Source organism: Paenibacillus tarimensis (assembly GCF_021532315.1).
Classification (GTDB): domain Bacteria; phylum Bacillota; class Bacilli; order Paenibacillales; family Paenibacillaceae; genus Paenibacillus_I; species Paenibacillus_I tarimensis.
This window is the reverse complement of record NZ_JAKGAO010000028.1, coordinates 66,563-89,335: the sequence shown is the minus strand read 5'-3', so window position 1 is coordinate 89,335 and position 22,773 is coordinate 66,563. Positions and strand designations below refer to the sequence as shown.

The 22,773-nt window shown below is 49.2% G+C and carries 24 protein-coding genes and 2 pseudogenes; all 26 read right to left on the bottom strand.

Annotated elements, in window-relative coordinates; translation table 11 throughout:
- Window positions 1-203: 203 nt before the first annotated feature.
- Entirely contained in the window at window positions 204-2,756 is a 2,553-nt protein-coding gene (locus L1N82_RS20995; RefSeq protein ID WP_235289416.1) for a LamG-like jellyroll fold domain-containing protein, read from the bottom strand.
- A 312-nt stretch (window positions 2,757-3,068) separates the two neighbouring features.
- Window positions 3,069-4,151 (bottom strand): GerAB/ArcD/ProY family transporter, encoded by a 1,083-nt coding sequence (locus L1N82_RS20990; RefSeq protein WP_268822084.1) that lies wholly within the window; start codon window positions 4,149-4,151, stop codon window positions 3,069-3,071.
- Between the two features lie 212 nt (window positions 4,152-4,363).
- Window positions 4,364-5,548 (bottom strand): Ger(x)C family spore germination protein, encoded by a 1,185-nt coding sequence (locus L1N82_RS20985; RefSeq protein WP_235289414.1) that lies wholly within the window; start codon window positions 5,546-5,548, stop codon window positions 4,364-4,366.
- A 16-nt stretch (window positions 5,549-5,564) separates the two neighbouring features.
- Window positions 5,565-7,013, bottom strand: coding sequence for a spore germination protein (locus L1N82_RS20980; protein ID WP_235289421.1), 1,449 nt, complete (start codon window positions 7,011-7,013; stop codon window positions 5,565-5,567).
- A 189-nt stretch (window positions 7,014-7,202) separates the two neighbouring features.
- Complete coding sequence (locus L1N82_RS20975; protein ID WP_235289420.1) at window positions 7,203-10,289, bottom strand: PAS domain-containing hybrid sensor histidine kinase/response regulator; 3,087 nt, start codon at window positions 10,287-10,289, stop codon at window positions 7,203-7,205.
- 36 nt (window positions 10,290-10,325) lie between these two features.
- Window positions 10,326-11,255, bottom strand: a complete 930-nt coding sequence (gene rbsK / locus L1N82_RS20970) for a ribokinase (protein ID WP_235289413.1) — start codon at window positions 11,253-11,255, stop codon at window positions 10,326-10,328.
- 98 nt (window positions 11,256-11,353) lie between these two features.
- Window positions 11,354-11,725 carry an ABC transporter permease family protein gene (locus tag L1N82_RS23510; RefSeq protein WP_328284508.1) on the bottom strand — a complete coding sequence of 124 codons (372 nt, stop codon included), beginning with the start codon at window positions 11,723-11,725 and terminating at the stop codon, window positions 11,354-11,356.
- 82 nt (window positions 11,726-11,807) lie between these two features.
- Window positions 11,808-12,104, bottom strand: coding sequence for a hypothetical protein (locus L1N82_RS20960; protein ID WP_235289412.1), 297 nt, complete (start codon window positions 12,102-12,104; stop codon window positions 11,808-11,810).
- A 5-nt stretch (window positions 12,105-12,109) separates the two neighbouring features.
- Window positions 12,110-12,952: pseudogene (locus L1N82_RS20955) on the bottom strand (extracellular solute-binding protein).
- A gap of 219 nt (window positions 12,953-13,171) precedes the next feature.
- Entirely contained in the window at window positions 13,172-14,632 is a 1,461-nt protein-coding gene (locus L1N82_RS20950; RefSeq protein WP_235289411.1) for an amidase family protein, read from the bottom strand.
- Window positions 14,633-14,665: 33 nt separating this feature from the next.
- The gene (locus L1N82_RS20945; protein WP_235289410.1) at window positions 14,666-15,073 is read right to left on the bottom strand and encodes a DUF2500 domain-containing protein; all 408 of its coding nucleotides are present in this window, start codon (window positions 15,071-15,073) and stop codon (window positions 14,666-14,668) included.
- A 46-nt stretch (window positions 15,074-15,119) separates the two neighbouring features.
- Window positions 15,120-15,656, bottom strand: coding sequence for a tubby C-terminal domain-like protein (locus tag L1N82_RS20940; RefSeq protein ID WP_235289409.1), 537 nt, complete (start codon window positions 15,654-15,656; stop codon window positions 15,120-15,122).
- Window positions 15,653-16,336, bottom strand: coding sequence for a hypothetical protein (locus L1N82_RS20935; RefSeq protein WP_235289408.1), 684 nt, complete (start codon window positions 16,334-16,336; stop codon window positions 15,653-15,655). Before L1N82_RS20935 ends, L1N82_RS20940 begins: the two co-directional genes overlap by 4 nt.
- 94 nt (window positions 16,337-16,430) lie before the next feature.
- Window positions 16,431-16,718 (bottom strand): TIGR04104 family putative zinc finger protein, encoded by a 288-nt coding sequence (locus L1N82_RS20930; protein WP_235289407.1) that lies wholly within the window; start codon window positions 16,716-16,718, stop codon window positions 16,431-16,433.
- A gap of 115 nt (window positions 16,719-16,833) precedes the next feature.
- Window positions 16,834-17,145: a hypothetical protein gene (locus tag L1N82_RS20925; protein WP_235289406.1), complete on the bottom strand. Its 312-nt coding sequence runs from the start codon at window positions 17,143-17,145 to the stop codon at window positions 16,834-16,836.
- Between the two features lie 21 nt (window positions 17,146-17,166).
- Window positions 17,167-17,865 carry a hypothetical protein gene (locus L1N82_RS20920; protein WP_235289405.1) on the bottom strand — a complete coding sequence of 233 codons (699 nt, stop codon included), beginning with the start codon at window positions 17,863-17,865 and terminating at the stop codon, window positions 17,167-17,169.
- A gap of 153 nt (window positions 17,866-18,018) precedes the next feature.
- Window positions 18,019-18,747: a metallophosphoesterase family protein gene (locus L1N82_RS20915; protein WP_235289404.1), complete on the bottom strand. Its 729-nt coding sequence runs from the start codon at window positions 18,745-18,747 to the stop codon at window positions 18,019-18,021.
- 60 nt (window positions 18,748-18,807) lie between these two features.
- Window positions 18,808-19,278 (bottom strand): hypothetical protein, encoded by a 471-nt coding sequence (locus L1N82_RS20910; protein ID WP_235289403.1) that lies wholly within the window; start codon window positions 19,276-19,278, stop codon window positions 18,808-18,810.
- A 6-nt stretch (window positions 19,279-19,284) separates the two neighbouring features.
- Complete coding sequence (locus L1N82_RS20905) at window positions 19,285-19,836, bottom strand: SRPBCC family protein (protein WP_328284507.1); 552 nt, start codon at window positions 19,834-19,836, stop codon at window positions 19,285-19,287.
- Between the two features lie 5 nt (window positions 19,837-19,841).
- Entirely contained in the window at window positions 19,842-20,030 is a 189-nt protein-coding gene (locus L1N82_RS20900) for a hypothetical protein (protein ID WP_235289402.1), read from the bottom strand.
- A gap of 23 nt (window positions 20,031-20,053) precedes the next feature.
- The gene (locus L1N82_RS20895; protein ID WP_235289401.1) at window positions 20,054-20,521 is read right to left on the bottom strand and encodes a DinB family protein; all 468 of its coding nucleotides are present in this window, start codon (window positions 20,519-20,521) and stop codon (window positions 20,054-20,056) included.
- 14 nt (window positions 20,522-20,535) lie between these two features.
- Entirely contained in the window at window positions 20,536-20,727 is a 192-nt protein-coding gene (locus L1N82_RS20890) for a hypothetical protein (protein WP_235289400.1), read from the bottom strand.
- Window positions 20,728-20,845: 118 nt separating this feature from the next.
- Window positions 20,846-21,514 carry a nucleotidyltransferase domain-containing protein gene (locus tag L1N82_RS20885; protein ID WP_235289399.1) on the bottom strand — a complete coding sequence of 223 codons (669 nt, stop codon included), beginning with the start codon at window positions 21,512-21,514 and terminating at the stop codon, window positions 20,846-20,848.
- A pseudogene (locus L1N82_RS20880) lies at window positions 21,514-21,711 on the bottom strand (VOC family protein); the annotation flags it as partial. The gene L1N82_RS20885 and the pseudogene L1N82_RS20880, both read right to left, overlap by 1 nt.
- A complete protein-coding gene (locus tag L1N82_RS20875; RefSeq protein WP_235289398.1) occupies window positions 21,690-22,193 on the bottom strand; it encodes an NUDIX hydrolase in 504 nt (167 codons plus the stop codon). The pseudogene L1N82_RS20880 and the gene L1N82_RS20875, both read right to left, overlap by 22 nt.
- A 105-nt stretch (window positions 22,194-22,298) precedes the next feature.
- The gene (locus tag L1N82_RS20870; RefSeq protein WP_235289397.1) at window positions 22,299-22,742 is read right to left on the bottom strand and encodes a GNAT family N-acetyltransferase; all 444 of its coding nucleotides are present in this window, start codon (window positions 22,740-22,742) and stop codon (window positions 22,299-22,301) included.
- Window positions 22,743-22,773: the final 31 nt, after the last annotated feature.

Sequence of the window (22,773 nt, the reverse complement as noted above, 5' to 3'; positions counted from 1 at the left end):
TGTTTCTGGAGAAGCGATAGCGTCCGCCTTTGCTCGGGGATTCCATCCTTGCTTAATTGTTAAAGGAATCCACGAGCAACAGCGGTCGGAAGAATATTCGAAATGCGCAGTTGCTTTTGTTTAACCCGAATTAATAACAGGGGGTGCCCCATGTCATCTTGGATGACTTATGGGACACCCCCTTCTTGAAATGAAGCCATGTATTACTTGCTAAGCGTTGCGAGCTTGTTCACTTGATCCTGAGTCAATGCGCCTTTGAAAATAAGAAGTTCATCCATTTGACCCTTGAACGGTGTATCCCACCAGTTTACGCCAAGGCCGAAGGTTCCGTTGTCCGTTGTGAAGATGTCCGGGAAGTTCGTTCCTTCGAATTTCGCTTCACCATTCACATAGAGTGTTATAACGCCGTTGTTTACAGAGAAAGCAACATGGCTCCACTCGCCTGCTTTGATGGTAAGTCCAGCCGGAGCGTCGTACCATCTTCCGCTGCCTGACCAGACCATTGTGTTATTGCTTGCAGGCCCGCTTGGCACAAGGCTTATCCAGTTATTGGCATCCCTTGCACCGAAGAATGTTGTCGTGAATGCAGTCAGCTGATCCGGCTTCAGCCAGAGGGAGACGGAATAAGAGCTTCCTTCAATCAGGCCGTTCGGCAGGCGAACGCCAGATTCACCGTTGAACACTGCTGCTTTGCCGCTCTTGCCTTCTGCAAACGTAATGGTTCCGCCCGTGTTATCGATCCGGTTCCCGGTAACCGTTCCTTCTGTAAAGCTGCCCGTCTTCTCGCTCAGGTTGTCCTCGAAGGAATACTGGGCGGCAAGCTCTGCCTCCTTAATAGGCAGCACGGTGATGGAGAATGCTTTGGATGCTGTTACATCACCTTTCGTGATTGTAGCTGTCAGTACTGCCGATGCCTTGCCGCTGCCAGGCTCAGGACGATTGACTACACCTTGATCTGTAACCACGCTTGCATCAGAGGTCGTCCAGCTGATTTGTGCATTCAACGCACCGACAGTCGGCAGCTTCAGATTGGTAATTACATTCGATGTATCACCCAGACTAAGCTCTTCATGGATGGCGTTTACAACCTCCTGGTCAGTCCGTTCCTGCTGTCTGCTTCCCCAGATGGATACGCCATCCTTCGACACAGCTGCAAACGTCATTACATACTGCTTGGAGGTAGGATCCCAGCCGCGGACAAATACACCATTGTAGGTTACGCCATCCAGCGTCAGCTCCGCCTGATAGTGTCCTGTCTTCTTCCAAGTGCCTTGAACGGTGCCTGTTACCGTGTTGTTCTTGTTCAGGCGGATATAGTCCGAATAGATGATTTCTGCCGAATTGGCGTTGCCATGGTTGATGAACTTGTAGTCGCCTTCAAGATCCTGCTTATTGACTTTCAATGCTGTTTCACCGGTATATCGGTAAGGCGCAACGACCGGCCATCCATCTTCAGTCATGAAAATTTCGTGAACCCGCAGTTCATGCATTTCGCCGGTTTGCGGGAAACGGCTGTGGAAGATAAGGAACTTCTGCCCGGTTTCTTCATCATAATACACCGAGTTATGACCCGGAGAAACATATCCGGTGCCGATTCCTGTTCCGGGATCTCCCACTTTACGGTCAAAGAGGTAGTTGCTGATCAGCTTATTGCCGTACGGCGCATTATCCGTATCACCGGGGAGCACGGCGTTCTGGCCTTGTGAATCTACATAAGGACCTGTTGGGCTCTCAGAGCGGAAGAACCGCATATTGTAGCCGCCGTCCGCACCCAGCCAGCCATACGTAACGTACAGATGATAGTATCCTGTAGACTCATCGTACTTCACATAAGGACCCTCACCTGACTTATAATAGCCGCCGGAAATCTTCGTACCGAAATAGCGGTCAATCATACGGCCGTCTTCCGTTGTTCCATCCTTGCCAGGATAGATCGCTTTACCAGTAGCCGGGTCTATTTCCAGAATAAAGATACCTCCCGACCATGAACCATATGTCATCCACAGCTTACCGTTCTCGTCATAGAAGAGGTTCGCATCGATGGCGTTCGGGAACAGAGCATTATTATAGGAACCATTGCTGTTGAACCAGCCAGCTCTTACGCCTTCAATCTTGCCGGTATCAAGCAGCTGCTTAATGTTCGTATTCTCCCACTGCTTGTTTACATCGCTGTTCGCGTCATAAGCTTCATCTCTCGTGAAGCCCGAGTAGATCAGCGTATCTGCATACTTGTACGGGCCTTCAATTGTCTTGGATACTGCTAAGCCAATCGCTGACCGGATATAAGTGGACGATGCGCTGTAGTACATCAAATAAGCGCCCTTCGTGCCATCCTCGTTGACATACTCAGGATTCCAGATGACATCTGGTGCCCATACGGCGAATCCGCCCTTGCTGTCTGAATCGTCCTCTCCGGCCCATTCAAAGGATTCCGCCAGATTTGCAGACAAATCACCGTACAGAACATTGTTCGGCGTTGTGTAGCCGTTGGTAAACGTTGTCCACGTCACCAGATCCTTGGATTTGGCAGCCTCAATATGAGAGCCAAAGACATAATAAGTATCGTTAACCTTAATGATGGAAGGGTCATGGACGGACACATTCTTAAAATCCGGCGCTTCCCCAGCTTGTACTTGACCAGGACGGTTCCCCTGATTGATATTTCGGTCATGTTCCTCCCCCATTACTGCCGAAGGGAATATTAAGGTGAGTATTAATAATACAGCTGTCAAGTTTTTAACTGTTCTTTTGCTCATTCAGACAATCTCCTCTCTCGCCAAACTGAATGTAAACGCAACCAATTTTGAAGCTGGGTTGGGCTACCGGGCATCTGTTTCTAGGTGTCATGTCTAGCTGCAGCACACGCTGACTGCTTCGGGCAATGTGAACATTTCCGAAATATCATCCCCCTGTCTGTAAGATGATCGTTCTTCATTCCGATAAACCGCTTCCAATAATAAATATGTTAACGGATTTATCAACAAGTGAATGATACTATATTTTTCATAATCATTCAAGTGATACATTGTGTATCCTATCAGCTGCTAAAGAAATGCCAGCAATCCGCCTTAACGAGGAGGAATGAGGATGGATTTGCGCTTCGTCCGGAGCCACAGAAACAGGAACAAGGGCAGCAGTACTGCATATACAAACATCAGATAGGGTCTGAATCTTGCCAGCTCCACAAGCTGGTTGCTGCTCTCAAAGAACCAGTAAGAACACACAAGACCCAATAGACTGACTGGGCCACTGGCCAGCCGCGCGCTAACTCCATGAACCAGCCGGTGTACGGCCAGGCTTAGCACTTGTATATATATGCTGATTTTCACAAAGACGGTAACCATCCATACCGCTAGGATCGGGAGGTCAAGCCTGTCCAGAAAATCGGTTATCCGAATCTGTCGGATCAGCATATAGGGCGGATCAATGAACAAGGAGGCCAGTTCTGGACCGAATACGAGCAATTCCTCCGTCAATAGTATACCGAGCAGCAGCGTTCCCAATGACAATCCTATGTAAATGCTTCTTGGACGGAAAGCAGGGTACGGTGCAATAAACGGCAGCACAATAATTTCGGAGAGGCCTCCGAAGGCATATAGAGCTGATTTTATATGACCGGTCATGTTCCACACCAATGGATCTATGTTGCGTATATCTGCCTGGGCTCCAAGAAGCAGAGGAAGCGCAAGTACAAGCAGTGTTAAGACTGGAAAAAACAGCTGAGCCAGCCTAGCTACTGCTTCCACGCCATCTCGCGCAGCATAATAAGCCGCGACAGCAACCACAAGTCCCGTCACTTCTATTGGGGTCGATGGCAGCAGCAGGATATTGATAACGCCAATCATAAACCGGATGTCATGAGCCAGTAAGAATAGGAACAAAACCAGATACATCAAGACAACGACTCTCCCAACAAGCGGTGCCCGGTTAACCAGTACCCGGAACAAATCCTCGTTCGGAAACCGTTTCGACAGCCGGTACAGCAGCCAGACGATCGGAGCAGTGATCAGAATACCCGCGATATATCCTACCCAGGCCCCTTCCCCTGCCGCTTCCATCATGACCAAAGGCGGATGCTTCAGCCCTACAACAAGAATAATCAAGGCACTAAGCATGACAACCTGCATTCCTGAAACCTTCTGCACACCCATCACTCTCTCTTTAGATCGTTAGCTTCTCCAGCCAATTGCCTATATGCGGCAGCTTGTGATTGATCCGGATGATCACCCAGCCCACGCCTGCGGCTCCCAGCATTGCAGCATACCAATACCTGCTTCTCCTAGTGCCTTTCCTAAGGACAGGTAAGTCTATAATCACGTACAGACCCGTGATAATAACCATCTCAAAAATAGGGCCCAGCATATCAAGACTTCACCTCTATATGTTTGCGAATTATACTGTTGGAGACCGTGCCTGTATGTTCGATGTTAAATTCAATCTCAAAGAAGACATCACTCCGGCCGTAGATGTCTAACCAATCGTTCTTATGCTTTCTCCAAAACGAAAAGTCCTGGTCACGAACCCTGCTTCCAAATCCGAGCGGATCTGCTTTCAGCTCTTTCAACTGGCTGATTACCTGTTTCATTGCCTCCTCCACCTTCTCTTCTGCGTCTTGTTCCAGCTGCCTTACAGCTCGGCCGTTGACAATGTTCTTCGTAAGCGTATCCTCCATGACAGAGCCCTTTGCCTTGATTTTAACCTGGAAGGAAACCTCATCTCCCTGAATAACCGGACGTACATCCACTTGACTTTGTTGAAACTGGAGTATGATATATCCCCTCTCCTCCGGATAATCGAGCGTAACCGTTGGCAGCCGGTTCATCTTATTGAGCCACAGCAGATTTTTGGCATCTTCTCCACGAAATATGCTGACCAAGCGGTCCCTCTTCATAACGCCTACCCCAGCCATCTGAATAGCCTCCTCCTTCTGCCCCTGAGCCCCTGGCTTTGTTTCCACCATTTTCATGACCGGCAGAATCGGGTCTTCTCCCTCCTTCAGCAAGTCTTTCATAAAGACATTCAGCAGCAGCAGTTTACTGAAGCTTAATGAAGCCAGTTCACGAATCATCTCGGATGGCAGCTGTTCAACAGGCGTTTTGGCATTCAGCAAATCAAGTGCCTTCCCCTCGGCAATGATGGGGAATACCGTCAAACGATTTTGCGGCGCACGGATTAAAATATCAATGACGGGAACAAGACCTTCCTTCGACAGCTCTTCACCAAAAACAACTACCCGGCGATGGGAGAAATTTAACACTCTGGACAGACGCTGCTGCAGCTTTTCCAGTGCACCGCGGAGCGTCTTATCCTTCTCAGAATCTAAATACCAGCTCTTATCCCCGCTTGTCCCGCCTCCCCCTCCTTCAGGACCGCCCATCTGGCCAGGCAAAGGGATTTGAACGCCCACCCTGTACCCTTCTCCTTCCTTGTCCGCGGCAGAAGCCGCAACAAAGGCAACGTCATTAATTTCTCTTCGGTCCCAGCATCCGCTAAGTATCATAATCGTGAGCAGCATCGCGAAAATGAGAAGTCCTCTCCCAAGCCTCATCATGCACCTCATACACTCAAGTTTCATCCTGTCTTCTGAACCTTCTGCCCCCAGCCGTTCCGCTGTATGTTAGAGGCTTAGTCTTCATCTTCCTCCATGGCGCCCTAACAAAGATATCCTTCAATTCCTTCCGTCTGAGCGGGGCATAACCCGACATATATGGAACCCCGAAGGATCGCAGCTGACACAAATGGGAGGCGATGATATACGTACCAATCATGACGCCAAACACACCGAGAACACTGGCGGCAATCATAAGAGGAAAACGCAGCATACGAACCGTTATGGCAAGATTAAATCTCGGGATTGTGAAAGAAGCGATGCCCGTAAGGGCTACAATAATGACCATCGGGGCCGAAACAATGCCGGCCTGCACTGCGGCTTGACCGATGACAAGCGCGCCAAGAATACCGACGGCTTGGCCGATGGTTTTGGGAAGCCGGATGCCTGCCTCACGCAGCGCCTCAAAGGAAACCTCCATAATCAACGCCTCTACAAGCGCCGGGAACGGTATGGCTTCACGAGCAGAAGCTACACTATACAGCAGGTTGGTTGGCAGCATGTCGTGGTGATAGGTCAGGACAGCAATATAGATAGACGGCAGATACAGTGCGATAAACATGAATACATAACGCAGCCAGCGCAATAAGTTGGAGATGTAAAAACGCTCATAATAATCCTCACTGGCCTGCATAAGCAGCCAGAAGGTAGTGGGGCCGACAAGTACAACCGGCGTGTTGTCCACGAGAATACAGAATTTTCCCTCTAACATATGGGCAACAGCCGTATCTGGCCGTTCGGTATAGTGCAGCTGAGGATATGGAGAGTACGGATTGTCTTCGATCAGCTCTTCAATATACCCGCTTTCCATAACGCCATCGATCTTGATTGACTTCAGCCTTCTGGTCACTTCCTGAATGACTTCCGGATCTGCCAGCTTGTCATGATAAGCTAAGATAACGGTTGTCTTCGTCTCTTCCCCGATCGTGAAGGATACCATCTTTAGCTTGGTTGTTTTCAGCCGAAACCGGATCAAGGCAGTATTGGTCTGAAGGTTCTCGGTAAATCCTTCTCTTGGCCCCCTGATTGTCGTCTCTGTCGGCGGCTCTTCAACGGCCCTTCTGCTGCCGCCTCTGACATTAATGATAACTGCATACGGCTGGTTGCCTATTAGCAAAGCGGCTTCGCCGTTAAGAACCGCATCCGCTACTTCGCCTACTGTTGAAGCCGTCGAAATCTGGCTGTTCTCCAGCTCTGCCTCTGAATTCAAGTGCCGGGACAGCAGAGGCTGGAGGGTATGATCCTGAAGCTCTTCTGTCTTGATCAGCCCATCCAGGTAGACAACAGCTGCCTCGTATCCTCCAGCACTAGGAATCATGCGCAAGACAAAGTCGGTGCATTTATTGAAGATACCGCGCACATTATCAATATTCCGGGCTAAATCACGCACTAGTGGCGCTTGCATACCTTCCTTAGCATCCACACCCGAATTCCTGTGGTCGGTCACGCTGGTCGCCTCCTTTGCCTAACTTAATTTCCCCTCCTTACCGGAAATTTATGTATTAGCTTCCTGAGGCAAAAAGAAGGACGCCTGCCTCAGCAGACGTCCCGGTGTAAGCTTCCTATATAACTAATTCCTTAATAAACCTTGGCCTTAACCGAGCCAACGATCCAAGACCCGCTTAACCTCTGAAGCAAGAACCGGTTTACTAATGTAATCTTTCATTCCCGAGCGCAAGCATGCTTGCCGGTCCTCTTCCCGGGCAAAGGCCGTGACAGCTACAATAACCGGCTGCTTGGCCAGGTCCCTCGATAAGATGGCTGATGCAGCTTCATATCCGCTAAATTCGGGCATCTGCAGATCCATGAATATCAAATCATACGTCTTCCGCAGTGCAGCTTCCACAGCTTCCCGTCCATTGACCGCATAGTCAGCCTGTAAACCGGACTTCTGCAGAAGCTTGAGCATTAGGGTTCGGTTAACCGCATTATCTTCTGCGATAAGAATACGCGGGGAACTTAGAGCGTGTATATTCGCTGTTTCGTTGGCATGGCTCTGCACCACAGTCCCGCCTATTCTATCTGACTTCGTTAGACCGGCAGCGTTCGTCATATGGCCCTCATTAACCGGAAGTATTAAGGGAAGGGTGAAATAGAATACAGAACCCACTCCCTCCCGGCTATTTACTCCGATCGCCCCTCCCATCAGCTCGACCAGCTTCTTGCAGATGGCCAAGCCCAGTCCTGTCCCGCCATACTTGCGGTTAAGAGAGGGATGGAGCTGGGAGAAGGACTGAAACAGCAGTTCTTGCTTACCCGCTGGAATACCGATCCCTGTATCCTCCACATAGACACTGAAGCTTGCTACAACTTGTCCTTCACCGGTATTCGGGGAAGCAGTGATAGATACTCTGCCTTGCTCTGTGAACTTGATCGCATTTCCAACAAGATTCACCAATACTTGCCGCAATCTTCCTTCATCTGCGGTGATCAGCTGCGGAAGGTTATCATCTACGTGACAAGTAAGCTCGATACCCCGTTCGGAAGCCCGAGGAGAGAAAAGCTCCATTATTCCTGCCATCACCCTACGTATGTCAACCGGTTCATAGCTGAGTTCCATCATGCCGGCTTCCAGTTTGCTAAAGTCCAATATTTCATTCAGGATCCGAAGCAGCGAGGCGCAGCTTGCGAGAATAATTTCCATATAGCTGCTTTGCTCTTCTGTCAGCTCCGTATCCGCCATTAAATCCGCCATACCCATAATTCCATTCATTGGCGTGCGAATTTCATGGCTCATAATAGCCAAAAATTCGGACTTAGCCTGATCTGCGCGTTCTGCTGATTCCTTGGCATGGAGAATTTCCTTCTCACTGGTTATGTCCCGGAAGACGACCACCGCACCTCTTACTTCATTCTTGTCAATGATGGGCGTGACCTGGTAATCAACCAGGAAGCTCGATCCGTCCCGTCTCCAGAAGACGGCTTCACTCTGACGGAAGGTATATCCGTTAACAATTGCACTTAGAATCTGGGATTCTTCAGCCTCAAGCAGCGAACTGCCCGGCGCAATCTGCCTAAGAATGTCTGAATAAGAAAGCCCTGAAAGCTTATCAGAATATCCAAGCATACCGGCAGCAGCGGGGTTCATAAAGGTGGGCTGTCCATCAGCATTAAACCCGATTATCCCTTCCGATACAGCACTTAGGATTAAGTTATACTCATTGCTCAGCTTTTCAATCTGGGCAATATACCGTTTACGCTCCGTAATGTCTTGCGATATCCCGAACACGCCCACTACTTCTCCGTCTACCACAATCGGTATATTCGTCGAGTTAATCTCCACCGGATGACCATCCTTATGAATAATCGTAAGGTCATAGCTCTGCGGCTGTCCTTTAGCGGCGAGTCCAAAATGATACTGCGTCTTGGGAAGGTCTTTAGGGTCAACAATCGGTCCCCAGTACATGCCGATTAATTCATCGAGCGTGTATCCGGTCAGCTTCTCCAAATTAGGGTTCGCCGTTTCATAATCTCCATTAAGCCTCATTGAATAGACAGCTGATGGATTGTGATCAAATAGTGATTTGTATCGCTGCCTGCTCTCCTGAAGCAGCTTGTCCGCCTTCCGGCGCTCGGTTATGTCACGGGAGATCGATATAATCTCCTCAATGTCTCCCGCCTCATTCTTGATAGAGCGGCTGGTCGTCTCCAGCCAGACATATGTCCCGTCCTTACGGCGTACCCTGCAGATAACTTTTTCCTGCTGCTCCTGCTGATTTTGGATCAGAAACTGCTTGATACTGTCCTGATCCTCGGGGTGAATAAAGTTAAAAGCCGATGCTCCGATTAATTCTTCAGGTTCATAGCCGAGCAGCGTTCTGCATACAGGAGAAGCATAGGTCACAGTTGCCTGGTGGTCCGGCTTATGCCTGGTGATCCAATCCACCGATGCTTCCGCAATCAACCGGTGCTTCCGCTCATTGGTTCGAAGCTGTTCCTCCAATTCATGCTGCCTGGTCTTGTCTTGATTAACTCCTATGATCCGTACAGGCTTTCCCGCCTGATCGGTAAGCACCTCCCAGACCCCATGAAGCATACGCTCACGCCCGTCCGGGAGCAGAAGCCGAAAGCTTATATCACCGGAAGCGCCCTCTGCAACGGCCCGGGTCAAGTTATCTCTTACTCTTGGCAGGTCTTCCGGGTGAATCAGAGATAAGAAAGACTCAGGCGAGGATTCCTCAGCTTGCAGTACATTAGCAAAAATATTACGCAGTTCCTTCGTGTAATATAAACGTTCACTGTTAATGTCCCATTCCCATGCCCCATACTCAATCAAGCATTGGGAGAAGGCCTGCAGAATTTCATTCCTGCGGCGCACTGTGATATCGCGGCCAACAGACATGAGATATGCAGAAGATCCGGACGCTGACTCGGCCGGAATAAGCTGCTCAGAGGATTCGACCCACAAGAAGTGTCCGTCCTTATGACGCATCTTACTAATGCGCAAGGATTCATTAACCGGCAAATCTAGAGAGGCTGCCAATTGGTCATCATCTGTGCACTCATAATCGGACCGATGCCGCCCAATCATCTCAGCTTCAGTGTAGCCGAGTATAGAACGGCAGGATGGAGATATATATACAATAATATCGTTCACATCATAGAAGGTGACAAGCTCCTGTGTATGACGCAGCCACAGCCCGTTCCAACCCGGACTGCCTTTGCCCACTGCACTTTGCATGATTCTCAAGTTTCCCCCTAGAGCCTATACGGCTGCTTATACGAATTTTCCCAGATGCCTCTTGAAGGAATCAACCTCTTCGGATGTCGGCATACCTTCTTGAGCACCAAACTTTGTTACCGCCAATGCGGATGCCAATGATGCATAACGGATAGCTTCCTCGGTTCGGGCTCCACCCGCTATAGCAACCGCAAGCGCAGCATTATAGCAGTCTCCTGCTCCGGTCGTATCAACAACAGATACAGAGTGGCCAGGGACCAGCTGTATCTTGCCGGAAGAATTCAGGAACGCGGAGCCTTCGCTGCTTAATGTGGTTATCACATGCCGGGCACCCTTATGCTTCATAATGAGCATCGCTTCTGTAAGGTCTGCCTCTGTCCCCAATCCGGAATAACTGGCCAATTCGGTGCGGTTAGGTGTGAAATAATCAATACAATCAAACATTTCATCAGGCAGCGGCTGAGCAGGGGCCGGGTTGAGCACTACGGTTTTCCCCAGTTCCTTCGCCCTGCGGGCGGCATGCTGGACAACAGGAACCGGAATTTCCAGCTGTATAAGAACAATATCCGACTCCGCCAATAAACGCTCATGCCGGTCAATATCGCCGGGCGTCAGGGTATAATTAGCGCCAGGCACCACAACGATGCTGTTATCGCCTTGCGAAACATAGATGGAGGCGATTCCTGTTGCCGCCTGTGAGGTTTCCTTGACACCAGACACATTTACGCCATTATGCACAAGACTATCCACCATCTGCCGGCCGAAGGAATCATCACCCACCGCACCAATAATCGATGTTTTTGCTCCAAGCCGAGAGGCTGCCACAGCCTGGTTTGCTCCTTTTCCGCCTGGAATAAAACTGACTTTATCACCAAGAAGCGTCTCACCCACCTGAGGGTAACGCCCGGTTTCTACTACTATATCCATATTAATACTGCCTATCACGACTACCTTAGGCCTATTCATCCCTGCCACTCCTCTGCACAGCAAGCTGCTGCATTACAGCTGTTGAATTCAATTCCTTAGCCCTCATTATATGGGTTGCTGCTGCAAATATCCATTCCCTATCCCTTCGTTCCCGCTGTCAAATCCATCCCTTCAATAAAATAACGCTGAAAGAAGAAGAACAGCAAAATGACTGGCAGAAGAACGAGCAGCGAAGCAGCCATCAGGTAATGCCACTGCGTGTCATTCGTTCCCTTAAAGGTCTGTAAGCCGATCTGCAGCGTATAAAGCGCTTCGTCATTCACATAAAGCAGCGGACCAAGCGCAAAGCAGAGAAAACCGATCAGCCAGGGCGACACAAACATCAGCCCCTGCATCGTTTCCTTCCTCTCTATGGTCAGCCATCTTTTCTTGGCCGCCGCCCGCCCCGCATACACATCTCTTGATATTGCAGGTGACCGCAAGGCTGAGCGACCTGACTTTGTTTTCATCGCGTGCTCTCTCCCTACTTCACTCACTATGATAAAAAAGCACAGAACGGCGGCTTTGTCGCTGCCGCCGTTCTGATTGACCTTATTGTTTATTCCTTGCAACGAGCGCTTCTACATCCTCTTGTGCCTGCTGGAGGGCCTCCTCTGGTGTCTTATCTCCGAGCAGTGCCGCATCTGCCTGAGGATTCAACAAGCTGCGGTAATCAGGCGCGAAAGCGGGGATCGGGAACATCTTGGTCATGTCCAGATTACGCACGGCTTCTGCATATACCATTTTACCCGTCTCGTTAAGCTCATCGCTATCCGCTGCCTGACGTGACGCTTCTATTTTTGCAACGTTGTCGAAGTTCTTCACCGCCCAATATTCCTGTGCATCCACATCAGTCAAATACTTGATAAATTCCCATGCTGCTCGCCGAATTCTGCTTTATAAGCATTCACCGTTGATGAACCCAGCCGGTCCGTCCAGTTGTTAATCCACTCCAGTGCCTCTATCTTCCTCGGCGTGTTAATCGTCACGTTACCTTCCTGATCGACGAACCCGCGTCCATTGTCCGCATTAATCATCCAGCTGTCCCAGCCCCAGTTGCCCCATGTCGGATAAAAGCCAATCCGTTCATACCGGTCACCGTTCTTCTTGTCCAGCTTTTTGGAATATTCCTCCAGCTCCGCCCAGGTACCCGGCGGCTTCTCCGGGTCCAGGCCAGCTTCGCGGAAGGCTTCCTTGTTGTAATAGAGAAAACGGGTATCTGTATTGAACGGATGTGCATAAGTGCGTCATTCATGAACGACAGCCCGCCAAAGCTCCGGGAAGAAGCGATCCTCCACCGGCTCTTGCTCGATATAGGAGCTCAAGTCAGCAGCCTGCTTATTCTCTGCCCGCTGGGCAACAGTAGCAATATCGTTAACAATGACATCAGGAGGATTTCCTGCTGCAATAGCTGCCAGATTTTTGGTCAAGATATCCCCCCAAGGCAGGTATGTATGCTTAACGACAATCCGGTCCTGTGACTGGTTGAAGTCCTCAATTATCTTCTCAATTATTGGGCGCAGTGTTTCAGAACCCCAGAAGGTCCAAAAATCGAGCTCTACCTTTTCAACAGCTTCGCTGCCTGCGGTATTCGGTCTCGTACCGGCCTCAGCAGTTGAGCTGCTGTCGCTCCCCTCTCCAAATCGGCCACCGCAAGCCGATAGTACGAGACTGGCCGCCACAAGTAAGACACCCATTCTCGACCATGTGGTTGTTCTTCTCTCTCTCATGCTTCGTCTTCCTCACAAATCACAGAATATAAGACCCCAAAATTTCCGCGCAAATAAGCGGTTTTGCATCACATACCTATTTACCCAGCATGTCTGCCTTGTAATCTCCCGCATTAATGCAAAATCGGTCAGTAAAAAAGCGGTATTCGAGCACAGATATGCTCGAATACCGCTTTCTTCATGTTTTTAGAGAGCCGGAGCCTTGCGATGCCGGGTTGCCTGCTCGTAGCTGTAGGCCAGGCGGATTAATAAGGATTCACTGAACTGCCCGCCGATGAACGTTATTCCTGAGGGTTCTCCAGATGCTGTAAAGCCAGCGGGTATGGTGATCGAGGGATAGCCGGCTTTGGCAGGTGCAGCTACCCCATCGTGCCCGGGCGATAACAGCGCATCCAGCTTGTGATTTGACAATATAGCGTCAATACCATTTGCTCTGGAAATTCGCAAATCCCTCAATTTGGCCTGTATGTACTTGGGTTCCGTTAATGTTCCGCTCGTCCGTTCGGAAGCAATCAGCAGGTCCTGCCCGTAGGCTTCGATTAGCTCGCGGTTATGACGGAAGTTATATTCAATCATATCTCTCAGGCTGTGAACCGGGAGATGCGGACTCAGCTTTGCCAGATAGCGGTTAATAGCCGGTTTGAATTCGTAGACCAGAGCCTGCATATCCCACTCTTGTCGCTCCAGGTTCGCAATGGACTCCACCTCAACCATATTGGCGCCCAGCTGCCGCATGACCTCTATTTCCCGCTCAACCACCTGCTGATGCTCCGGAGGAAGCTTCGGAAACCGGGCATCCACGGGTATCCCGATTCTGACTCCCTGAAAGCCATTCTCCTGAAGAAATATGGTGTAGTCCGGGAAACTCTTGTTCATCGCCATATGGGTTGAATCGTCTTCCGGATCATATGCAGCAAGCACCGTAAGCATGATCGCTGCATCCTTCACGGAACGTGCCATAGGACCTGCCGTATCGTGGGTCGGTGCCAGGGGAATGATCCCCCTTCGGCTTACCAGCCCGATAGAAGGGTTGAGTCCTACAATCGCATTCTCCACAGCCGGATTAATAATGGAGCCCAGTGTTTCCGTACCTATAGCAGCAGCAGCCAAGCTTGCTGCAACAGCAGCGCCCGAGCCACAGCTTGAGCCTCCCACATCAAGCCGCCCTGGTGCGTATGGGTTACGCACACATCCGCCTCGTGAACTGTATCCGTTCGGGATGTCTTGCGTGAGGAATTTGGCCATTTCGGACATATTCGTCTTGCCTAACAGCACCGCTCCCGCTTGCCGAAGCAGCCGGACAATACAGGCATCCTCAGCTGCATAATGGCCTCTGAGCGCCAGGCTTCCAGCGGTTGTCTGCATACAATCAGCGCTGTCTATATTATCCTTCAGCAGTACCGGGATGCCATGAAGAAGCCCGCGGCTTACGCCGGCTGAACGTTCGTGATCCCTTGCTTCAGCAATGAGAATAGCATCCGGGTTAAGCTCCGCGATTGAATTAATGCATGGTCCCGACTTGTCATAAGCCGCAATCCTGTCCATGTAGGCAAGCGTCAGCTCTTTAGACGAGTAACTTCTATTGCTCATTCCTTCCTGCAATCCTGTAATATCCGCTTCCACCACGAATGACGACCAATCTGCCACAGTGCAATCACCTATCCCAAACGGTATGCAATTTCAACCATTCTGCCCACCCTGCGACAGGTTTATAACCCTTGTAAAAGCTTTATATCTTGAACCCTGATAAGTCAGCTTTCCTTTGTCTCCCTCAATGACCTCACCAAACTGACCCTGGTCAACGCATAGCTCTTTGCGTGTCTTGTCCCTGAATTCGAATGTTATGTAATGCTTTACCTTCCTGCCTGTTATGCCGCGTTCAGCCGACGTTCTCTTGGCGACAACAGAGCAAACCATCACCCGCTCTGCTCTCATACGGTCGTGAAGCACGTTCAGAAGCCAACGGATAACAAGAAATAAACATATCCCACCGGTAAGTGACATAACGAAAATGAACAATATATGATAATACCATGGCAGCCCCAGGAGCATATCGACAAAGCCTGATAACGGTGCGCTTGCTCTCATCCCCAGATCTTCCTTTGTCTCATTATGTAATGAACCTGTACACTACTCAATATACCTTGACCATTAGATAGTCTAGGCAGGCTGTCAGAAGAGGGCACACCCCCTCCTCATAGATGGTGATAGACCGTTTCCGGTAATCCAGTCCTGCCCCGAATTTAATTACAGCGAGTTCCAGCCCGCTCTCCCGATCCGTAACCACAGTGCGTCTGTTCAGAAGTTCTCTGGTCAGCTCCAATGTCCGGTCTCCCCATATAATTTCAAACCTTGGACTCAGCTTGATCTTCGTGATGTCATTCACCTCAGCGGAGTTCTCCCGCCCTTCCTTCAGGATAGCTGCATTCCACTTGTTCCTGCCTATCCAGATATGCCGGTCTATGAGCTGTACAGCTTGTGCGTGATTCGTGTCTTGTCCTTCTATATTCATATCATAGGAATCCATTACCCAGCAGATCAGCTGGGATAGTCTATTCCTGTAATAACGTCTGATGCTCCCCGCCGGCTCACCGTTCTCTCCTCCTGCGTATATCGTGATCCATGCTGAAGAGAGCTTGAGTACGGGCAGCGTATAGTGAAATGTCTTCACGACTGACTGCCTTCCGCAGCAGTGAACCTGCAGCGAAGCACGTAGACCAGTTCGTTATTCTTAATCGTCTCTTCCACATCGCTAGTCGTCATGCCGTTCCCTTTATTCCAGGCTATTAGCGCAAGATCATGAGTTTCCCCGGGAATAATCTCTTCGACTGACCACATGTTTGTAATACCACTGGGAAGCTTCTTCCGTGATTGCGTCGCCTCAGCCTTTGCCACACTCCCGTTCTTCCTTAGCGCTAAAGTTACCTGCTCCTGTTCGCTGTCCTCAATTGTTGAGAAGGTATAATAGAGCTTGTAATCATACCTCGCTTGTGAATCAGAATCCTCCGCACCTTGAATTCCGAACGTGAACGGCCCTGTCTTATTCGTGAATTCACCATTGTCATACCTGTCAATCCACGCTTCAACCTCTGAGAACTTATGGCTGCCCAGCTGCAGATCATATACCATGGCAGTGTCTACGCCTCCAGCCTTTAGGATGGCATATTCGGCATTGTCGCCTGCAAGATGCGTAATTTTCCCCATATCCGCTATCACCGGCTCTTTCGCATTCTGTACAGGGTTCGTCTCCTCGTGCTTGATTGCAATCGTATTCATGTTATTATCCCGGCACCCGCCAAGCGATACGGAGCTGAGCGCCAGCAGCAGAGCCAGTACGAGTTGTTTTCTCACAATTTATCCCCACTCTCTATTTACGACTTACTTATTATACCATATATGGTTTGGTTGAGAGATTAAAAAAGGAACTCTCTTAGAGTTCCTCCGGTTATTTTTCCACTTTTACGAGTAATGGGGTGAAGAATAGCGCACAGACTGCAATTAACAATACGAGAGCAAGTGTCTCCGGCAGCGGCTGTTCAGGGAAGAACATCATTCGGATAAGAAGCGGGAAAACAACAACAAGTAATGAGACGGCAAAGCGGGAGGCTAGTGTAATCGTATGAGCGTGCTGGCATGCCGGACAAACCATAGAGCGGTACCCGGATAGTGCGGAGACCGTTTTCAGTACATGGGAGTAGCCGAAACGGCGGCCGCAATTATTACATTTAGGCATAGTGCCCACCCTTCCTAATGAACGTGATGATCTCTCATTCAGGCGACAAATTTAATTAATGCCTCCAAACAAGATAACCCTTATCATATAGGAAAAGCCTGTTGATCACCAGACCTTACCTGCTGCCGCCAGTGGAATCTTCTTTCTCCCACAGTGACAGCAGTGCCCACACCACCGCAGCGATTAGCGTAGTGATACCAATCGTATACAGCAGACGAATTATGTCGATCTTATACGCCACATTAAAACCGTTAACTTCGGTGCTGTCCTTCACCAAGTTAAACAGGAATGTGTAAGTGTAGCCATGAATCGAATCGTCCGGTCCCCAAACCTCAGCAGCGGGTATGAATACAACCCCTTCCAGTATTATAATGGCCAAGTATACGACGAGTACGATACTTTTTGGGCTTATACGATTTTTGAGCATAGTTCTCCCTTCCTGTGAGTGTTAATCCTGCGGCAGTGAAGACTGCTGAAGCAAGGAGAGCATCCGTTCCTGTTCCTCCGGAAATGAGAGAGAGATATAGTCGTAGAAGTCACTGCGCTTAGCATAGGTTAATCTCCGCTTGCATGAACCGGCAAGAAATGCGTTTAATTTATCACTGTCTTTCAATACATCTAGATAAGGCAGGACCCGCTGGTCAATAAACTGTATGATTTGATTGAATTTCTCGTCCGTTATCTTATAAACATTACAGGTATGACCGAAAATTTCCACAGCCTCATGAGAAGCTTCATCCCTGCGGTGCATTTCTTCCCCATAGATATGCTTAACTCTTACAGTACCGGGAGGCTCATCGCTCAGAGTTTGAATGAATATAGCCGGGTACCCGAGGATCATGCCATCATTAGCCTCCTGCCGGATCCCCTTGGCTTTCTTGTTAAGCAGAACCCGCTGGGAAAAAAAATAAGGCAGGATTTCTAGTGTCACCTGATCGCCAGGCGTATTGTTGTTCGACCACATATGTATTTCCAGCCTGAGATCCGTCTCTTTATACACCAATTTGGGCCTGGAACGGAAATATTTAAACCCTTTTGCTTCATAATGCTTCCCAAGACGGTCACATACGGATTGGAAAATCTCTTTAACAGGTGTTCGGGAACCGTGATCAAATAATAACTGCTCCGATTTTCGCGCCTGATTCATAAGAACCCCCCTTATCTCGGTAATTTGGGACAAAACCCGACCCAGATAGCTCTTATTAAAGATCGGGTATGTAATAATGCGTGTGTCATTTCCATAATTATACATCATATCCTGAAAAACTCTATAAAGTTTCGCTAAAAATAACAGGGAGGATTAACTAATTCCCCTATAAATACCGGTCCGCAATTCTTTACTATAAGCTTCCAAATCCGGCATCTCTGCTTCGATCGCATCGCTGATGGATTGCTCGATATCATAGGGCACTCTGACAAACTGCAGCTGAATCGCTTCCTGTTCTAAGCTGTTTAACTTGCCCTGCAAAATAACATAGGAGGCCTGGGTGATATCCAGCGGATTGCCGACACTGCCAACGTTGAACAAGGTTTTGCCGTTCAGATGCTGCAGATAGGCATTATGAATATCGCCGTAACCGGCCAGCTCTGCCGCCGAGTGGCTCGGGCACAGCTCGGACCCTTCGAACAGCGATAGACGCTGATCGAGCGAATCCCAGGGCTGCGTACGCTCGTACAAGCTTCTTGGAGATGCATGGTACAATCTCACGAGCTTGCCGCTCATCATGAATTCTATAGAGAAGGGAAGCGCAGCCAGATAGGCCAGACGTTCCTCCCCAAGCAGCCGCTGATGCCATTTCAAGGTCTCACTCTCGCAGGGTCTGGTTATAAAATCATCCCAATTGCCCTGTATGACCTGCTCACATCTGTGGCGAATAAGATCAACCACAGCATCCGAGCTAGGTCCCTTGCCGATTAAGTCACCGAGACAGAAGATAGTCTGGACGCCTCGTTCCTCGATGTCCTTCAGCACCGCTTCCAAAGCAGGCATATTGCCATGTATATCGGATATGATTGCGATCTGATCCATGCTTTCCCCTTTCCGTACATGCCTTATTAATGTTAGTTGTCCTGGACATGGCCGGTTATGTTACTGCCCTTCTATTAACGAGCGGGCAATGTCATTGGCTTCAGCCTGCGTGCTGGCAGGACCAGCTATGTATCCATTCTCCATGTCATACCGCTTATCGAGCTCATCGAGCCAGATCCATATCCGATCCAGCTCCTTGGACGCATATACAGTACCCTTCGTTTGAATATCAATGTAACTGTCAGAGAATACAATCGTGCCGAAGAACCCGCTGCCCGATTCAGATAGCTTTACATCATAGGCCAGATCGTGATCGACAGTCAGCCTGCCTTGGAAAACACGGCTGCTGAAGGAATGACGCTGCACGCTTCCAACCAGCTGGACAACCGACTGCTTCTCGACACCTTCCTCGGTGGAGTAGATCACACTGGTAATTTCTTTATCAACCGCTGACGGCTTAAACGTCGTGTAGAGGAAGAGAACTACAGCAATCAGGACAAGCGAACTAATGATAATGGTGGCTTTCTTCATAACCACTCACTTTCTGCGCCATAAGCTCGCCCACAGGAACCCTTTCCCGAAGACAGGCTCATCCTGCGCATGTTCATTCATCAGGCGAACTTCTACCACTTCTCTTGACTGCTCCAGAAGCTCCTTCAGCTTAACCTGCCGATAGGTGATAAATGAGGTCATATACCGCTCCAGAACCAGCCTGTCGAATAGTCTGCCTACGATGCCAAACGGTGAAGAAAAGTCCAGAATATCCGTCATTATTGTTCCGCCATCTGTTTCCTTGAACAGATGCGTGTGCGTCATATGCTTGAAGGCCCCCTTTAGCATTGTGTCTGCAAACATATAGGGCCTGTTGTACTCCGTAACCTTAGCCTGCAGCTGCTGCCGGATGCCAAAATGTCTCGCTTCAAAGGTAACCGTCTCCCCGTCGCCGATTAATCCTGCAGTAACCCCTCCAACAGCCCGTTCACGCGTATGCCTCCACACTGTCTTCGAATGAATCTCAATATTACGGGCCGCATCAAAACAAGCTTCAATTGGAGCCTTCACGAATATTTCCTTGCGTACGTAAGCCAAAGTCCCTATCCCTTTCCAATAAATACGCTAATACCAACTATGAGTAAGATCCCAACAAACACAACCACAAAGGCAATCAAGAAGTTCAGCCAAAAGGGCCGCGCGTCGCCATCACTATTTTCCAAAACGGCAAGACGTTCATCGATCGACTTCAATGTCTCTTTGATCTCCCGCAGCTCCTGTTCAGTGTTCATACTATCCCTCCTAGCTTTTTACCCTACTGAACAAATAACCCCCGGTTAATTAGATTTGCCGAGACCGGCTTAATGTCCAGTTCTTTGGCCCAGACAGACAGCTGCCCCATATGATGGATCTCGTGAGCGATGACATGACGAAGGATTTCACCCTCATACAGTGTTTCAGTCGACCACGGAACAGTAACTAGACGAAGGTCATGTTCAGCGGATCTGTTCTCTAGGAATCGTTGTATGAAAGGTCTGTAACCATCAGACAGCTGTCTGATTAATTGAAGTTGATTGTACTCATTGTAATCCGGGTCGGCAACCGTCACTCCTGCAGCTGCTTGAATCCAGCTGTATTCCACATGAACAATATGAAATATTGTCTCTAAGATCGAGCCTACCCCGCCTGTACGATCACGAATTAGTTCTTCATGCGAAACAGGCTGCAGCCGGTCAAACCACTCGTCTCGAACCTGCCAGTTGTATGCAAAGAAAGGTATCATCTGCTTCTCTCCAATCAGCGCTGCCTTTTAAACTTCCACCAGTATCGGACAATATAATAGACCCATGATAAGCTTAACCAAGCTAATAAGCCGCCCGCCAAACCGCCCCACTCCAATCGATAGACTACCCCAAAGCTGACCTTATGCTGCAGATAATCCACTGATTCATATTCATTTACAATATCAGGGACGTAGTAAATGGTCATCAGAAATCCACCTATAACTTGATAGGTCGCATATACAAGATAGACAACTAGAGGAAACAGAAGCGATTCCACGGCGATGCGTTTATTAATTTTGTGCAAACCTGCTACCTATCCCTTCTTAAGCACCAAAAGATGTTTGTAGTCCGGCAGCTCCCCTTACATGCTTGATTAATCGATAGATATCAGAATCAGCGGCGTCTCTTCTCAGGGCATTGCAGAACAAATCGTACGCAGCCTTATCGTGGCGTTCAAGCCATTTAAGCGTTTGCTTAGGCCCCATGTACCACTGGTTAGAGGCTTTACCGTAGATTTCGAGCGAGTCTGTCAGCAGCCAATGATAACGGTAGTTCCCTTCGGCATCTCCCTTAAGGGACCGCTTAACCATTTTGAGAAGCCAATCACATAGAAAGATAAGCTCTTCTCGATCAACTCTCTCAGGTCCAGCCGCAAACCGTTCTTGCACAGCAGCCAATAAACCGCGCCCCAAGCCTCTCTGATCGATGAGCGCTTCGCCGTCTTTTATGCGTAAAAAATCAGCCGTATTAGCCATAGCTGAGGTTGGATAAAACCAGGCATCCAGCGGTTTTCCTTCTAACATCTTATTATCGTGTGATACTAAAACCTCGTCCGTAAAGGCAACCACATCGATATCACTTTCGGGAGTTTCATCTCCGGTTGCATACGAGCCGTACAAGATAACGGTATGACAGTGATACTGCTCCCCAAAGTAAGCCTCCAGATTCGATGCCAACCGTCCATCCACCATGTGGTGCTTGTTATCTCCCATCACGAAGTCCAACCTTTCATTCGTTCCTGTAATGTAGACGTGTGCAGCTCCAATTCGGTTCCATCCGGATCCAAAAAATTAATGGTCCAGCCAGCTCCGCGCTTAACTGGTCCGCGCACAATCGGCACATCATGCCCTCTTAACACCTGGACCGCTTCTTCGAAATCCTTCTCCTCTATATAGAACGCAATATGATCGGTTCACTCCTTCGTTCCTCCGCTGCATCTGTATATGGAATGTAACCGGTTCTTCTTAGAATCAATTCCGAGAATGGATTGAGGTCTGGGATTGGGCGATCAAGCGGAAAATAAGCAAGCTCCAGCCCCTCGTCATCTTGAATGACGGGTTTCCCCTCCACCCCATGCGCTTCAAATACAGCCAACGCATTGTAAATTTCATCGCCATGAGGATAACGGTAATACATATCCTTGCCCGACAGGAGAGCAACGAATGTATACGAGCTAGCTGTCAGGCCTGCTTCTTCATACAGCTCTCGCGCAGCGGTCTCCTCGAACGATTCCCCGAGCTCCATGGCGCCGCCAATCGTCCCCCAGTCCAGGCTGTCGGACCGTTTCTGCAGCAGAATGTGCCCTTGCGAATTCAATACGATTACACAGGCCCCTGCCATAATCAACGGCCTTGTTCCTACCAGCGATCTGAGCTCATTTATATACCCCATCTATGTGTTCAACTCCTTGTCACCATCTGTTGAATGCCTATAAAATGGATAAAAACAAGGGGCACATGTCTTAACACGCCCCTTGTTTACTAGAAATCCTCTTACCTATTGATCGTCAAACGAATAGCTTGCAACCATTTCGCCCCAAGGCGCGATTCCTTCCTCAACAAAACCGGCTCTAGCATACAGCTTGCCAGCCGCATGATTTTCCGGATTATAGCCAAGCTTCAGTACTGCTGAGCGGTCCTTCATCTGGCGTATCTCTTCCATGACCAACTGAAGGGCCTCTGAGCCGTAGCCATGACCCTGGCGGTCGCCCTCAATCATGAATCTTCCAATCCAGTAATTACCATCGTCAGCGTCGATGCCGTACATGACAAACCCGATCATATCTTCGTCCTTATAAATACTCTTACAGACATACCCATGAAAATGCGACTCTGCTAATGAGTACAGGTTAGATGCGACAAACCCTTCCTGCCCCTCCTTCGGCTTAAGCTCGATGCAGGCCTGCCAATTTGTCTTATCAATGCTTCGTAATGTGATCATCTACCAGAATTCCTCCTCTTATTGCGGCAGA

Coding starts and splice junctions, on each gene's coding strand:
- L1N82_RS20885 (WP_235289399.1), bottom strand. CDS start 21,514: ATGGGAGATAACAAGCACCACATGGTGGATGGACGGTTGGCATCGAAT.
- L1N82_RS20890 (WP_235289400.1), bottom strand. CDS start 20,727: ATGACCATTTACTACGTCCCTGATATTGTAAATGAATATGAATCAGTG.
- L1N82_RS20920 (WP_235289405.1), bottom strand. CDS start 17,865: ATGAATCAGGCGCGAAAATCGGAGCAGTTATTATTTGATCACGGTTCC.
- L1N82_RS20910 (WP_235289403.1), bottom strand. CDS start 19,278: ATGAAGAAAGCCACCATTATCATTAGTTCGCTTGTCCTGATTGCTGTA.
- L1N82_RS20870 (WP_235289397.1), bottom strand. CDS start 22,742: ATGATCACATTACGAAGCATTGATAAGACAAATTGGCAGGCCTGCATC.
- L1N82_RS20930 (WP_235289407.1), bottom strand. CDS start 16,718: ATGCCTAAATGTAATAATTGCGGCCGCCGTTTCGGCTACTCCCATGTA.
- L1N82_RS20975 (WP_235289420.1), bottom strand. CDS start 10,289: ATGCAAAGTGCAGTGGGCAAAGGCAGTCCGGGTTGGAACGGGCTGTGG.
- L1N82_RS20925 (WP_235289406.1), bottom strand. CDS start 17,145: ATGCTCAAAAATCGTATAAGCCCAAAAAGTATCGTACTCGTCGTATAC.
- L1N82_RS20985 (WP_235289414.1), bottom strand. CDS start 5,548: ATGAGGCTTGGGAGAGGACTTCTCATTTTCGCGATGCTGCTCACGATT.
- L1N82_RS20945 (WP_235289410.1), bottom strand. CDS start 15,073: ATGAGAGCAAGCGCACCGTTATCAGGCTTTGTCGATATGCTCCTGGGG.
- L1N82_RS20875 (WP_235289398.1), bottom strand. CDS start 22,193: ATGGGGTATATAAATGAGCTCAGATCGCTGGTAGGAACAAGGCCGTTG.
- rbsK (WP_235289413.1), bottom strand. CDS start 11,255: ATGAATAGGCCTAAGGTAGTCGTGATAGGCAGTATTAATATGGATATA.
- L1N82_RS20995 (WP_235289416.1), bottom strand. CDS start 2,756: ATGAGCAAAAGAACAGTTAAAAACTTGACAGCTGTATTATTAATACTC.
- L1N82_RS20900 (WP_235289402.1), bottom strand. CDS start 20,030: ATGAACACTGAACAGGAGCTGCGGGAGATCAAAGAGACATTGAAGTCG.
- L1N82_RS20915 (WP_235289404.1), bottom strand. CDS start 18,747: ATGGATCAGATCGCAATCATATCCGATATACATGGCAATATGCCTGCT.
- L1N82_RS23510 (WP_328284508.1), bottom strand. CDS start 11,725: ATGAAAACAAAGTCAGGTCGCTCAGCCTTGCGGTCACCTGCAATATCA.
- L1N82_RS20895 (WP_235289401.1), bottom strand. CDS start 20,521: ATGATACCTTTCTTTGCATACAACTGGCAGGTTCGAGACGAGTGGTTT.
- L1N82_RS20990 (WP_268822084.1), bottom strand. CDS start 4,151: ATGGGTGTGCAGAAGGTTTCAGGAATGCAGGTTGTCATGCTTAGTGCC.
- L1N82_RS20980 (WP_235289421.1), bottom strand. CDS start 7,013: ATGCAAGCGCCACTAGTGCGTGATTTAGCCCGGAATATTGATAATGTG.